Source organism: Paraburkholderia lacunae (assembly GCF_003353175.1).
GTDB classification, from domain to species: Bacteria; Pseudomonadota; Gammaproteobacteria; order Burkholderiales; family Burkholderiaceae; genus Paraburkholderia; species Paraburkholderia lacunae.
Genome location: NZ_QHKS01000080.1, coordinates 1 through 2,632, shown reverse-complemented (window position 1 = coordinate 2,632; position 2,632 = coordinate 1). Strand labels below are relative to the sequence as shown.

At 61.6% G+C, this 2,632-nt stretch carries 1 protein-coding gene; it reads left to right on the top strand.

What is annotated here, in order from left to right:
- Positions 1-188: 188 nt before the first annotated feature.
- Positions 189-2,632: type VI secretion system Vgr family protein (locus DLM46_RS38775; protein WP_341868629.1), on the top strand; the 2,444-nt coding region annotated here is incomplete at its 3' end.

Genomic DNA, 2,632 nt, shown 5'->3' with positions numbered 1-2,632 from the left:
AAATAGCCTATCTGTATTTCATTAAGTCTGTGGCATGTCACCGGAGCGTGCCAGTGGCATCGAGAACTCGTACCGGGGTGGACATTGCCGGTAAATCGATCGACTGCCAGGTCACAAAAACCCTCTGTCGCTCACGACAATAAACACGTAAAAAGTAAACTGGGGTGGAAATGAATGCGCAGGATATTGTGAGAGCCATTCAGAGCGGCCTGATCCAGCAGGATCGCCTGCTGAAACTGGATACGCCATTAGGAAACAATATCCTGCTGCCGCAACGGGCGGTGGGTTGGTCGCGGATCGGTCGGCATTTCGAATTCACGCTCGACGTGCAGTCGACAAACGGCAATATCAAGCTTAAAAAACTGATCGGCCAACCGGTAACCCTGTGGCTTCAGCAGGCGGACAAATCCTATCGCCCCTTTCACGGCTATGTATTTGCCTTGCGGCGGCTGGGATCGGATGGCGGATTAACCAGTTATTCAATCCGCTTTGCCTCGTGGATGAATTTCCTCAAATTCCGCCGCGACCAGCGCATCTGGCAGGATAAGCCCGCCGATGTCATCCTCACCGATGTGTTCAATGCCCACTCCCAGGCGAAAGGCCAGTTCCAGTTCAAACTCTCGAAGCCGTTACCGCCGAGGTCGTATTGCACGCAATACGAGGACGATTGGAACTTCGTTCACCGCCTGATGGAAGAGGAAGGGCTGTTCGGCTTCTGGACGCAGGCCGGGGACGGCAAATCACACACGCTGACGATCACGGACTGGCTCGACACGCTTGAACCGCTCGCCCCGCAGACAGTGCAGTTTTCCCGCTACGGTACGAACAGCGAACTGGACGCGCTGGTTCACTGGTCGAGTGAACGCACCCTGCACAGTGCGGTGCTGACGACCCGCACGGCCGACTACAAAAGCCCGTCCTCGCTGGCCAATCCGAAAGGCACCAGCATCCCCACGCTGTCGCACGAGTTGCCCGAGCAACTGGAGGTGTACGAGTACACCGGTCCCTATACGTACCTGAAACATGATCGCGGCGAGCATCTGTCGAAGATCCGCATGGAGCAATGGGAGTCGGAAGCGATGCGGTTTTACGGTGTCGGCGGTGTGCGCGGCGTCGACGCCGGCCGGTGGTTCGAACTCGACGGGCATCCGGAGCACGACCCGGAACGTGCCGACAGGCGGCAGTTTGCGATCATCGAAACGGTGTGGCTGATCGAGAACAACATTCCGGTATCGAGCCACCATGCGAATTTCCCGCACAGCCTGCAAAACCGGATAGCCCAGGCACGTGAAAGCACTCAGGACGGCCCGGCCTCCAGCGTGTCACACCCGGACGGATCGGGCGGTTTTTTCCGCGTCGAGATCGAGGTCCAGCGCAAGTCCGTGCCATACCGCAGCCCGTTCGAGCATCACAAGCCGGTCATGCAGTTGCAGACGGTGACCGTAGTGGGACCGGGCGGACAGGAAGTCTATACGGACGAACTGGGCCGCGTGAAGGTGCAGTTTCACTGGGACCGCATCGGCCAGCGCGACGACCGGAGTTCGTGCTGGGTACGTGTCGCGCAGCCGTGGGCAAGCGGCGGCTTCGGCGGCATCCAGCTGCCGAGAACTGGCGACGAGGCGGTCGTATCGTTTCTCGACGGCGATCCGGACCGGCCGATCGTCACGGCCCGCGTGGGAAACGGTGCGAACCGGCCGCAATGGAACCTGCCCGGTCAGCACATGCTGTCAGGGTTCGTGAGCAAGGAAATCGGCGGCAGCCAGAACAATGTCTGGCTCAAGGATGACACGAGCGGGCAGGTGCAGACGCAGATACGCAGCGACCACCTCGAATCGGGCTTCCACGCAGGCTATATCACGCGCGTGAGCGAACCTGCTGGTCGCGGCGAGAAACGCGGTGAAGGCGTCGAGCTGCGCACGGACGGACTTGGTGCCGTGCGTAGTGCGCGCGGACTGCTGCTGACGACCCACCCGCGCCCCGGCGCGAGCGGTGACGCGTTCAGCGTCGATGAGGTGAACCTCCAGCTGGCGAACGCCCAGGATACCGCTGCGAGCCTCGCGCAGTCGGCGCAGACAGCGGGCGCACAGGACGGCGAACAGAAGGCGGTCGCCAGTACCCTCAAAGCGCAGGCGAAGGCCATCCAGGGCGGCGGTGCACTCAAGCAGTTCGAGCAGCCGCATCTGGTGCTGGCAAGTCCCGCAGGCGTGGCCGCGAGCACACCGGAGCAGATTCACCTGAGCAGCGGCAAGACCACCTCGGTCACGACCGGCGAGCACGTATCGGTCAGCACGGGCGGCGGTTTCTTCGCCAGCGCGCGCCGGGCACTGCGCCTGTTCGTCGCCGAGGCGGGCATGCGGCTCATTGCTGCCAGCGGCGACATCGACGTGAAGGCGCTGAAGGACAGTATCAACCTGCTGGCGAAGCTGAACGTGACGGTGACCGCGAACAAGATCACCATCAGCGCGCAGCAGGAGGTCGAGATCAACGGCGGCGGCAGCTATACCCGGTGGACGGCCGGACAGATCAAACACGGCACGTCGGGCGGTTTTGAGGTGCACTCGGCCAGCCGGACGTTTGTTGGACCTGACAGCGTGAGCACGCCGAACATTTTGGCTTTGCCACCGGAGAAGGA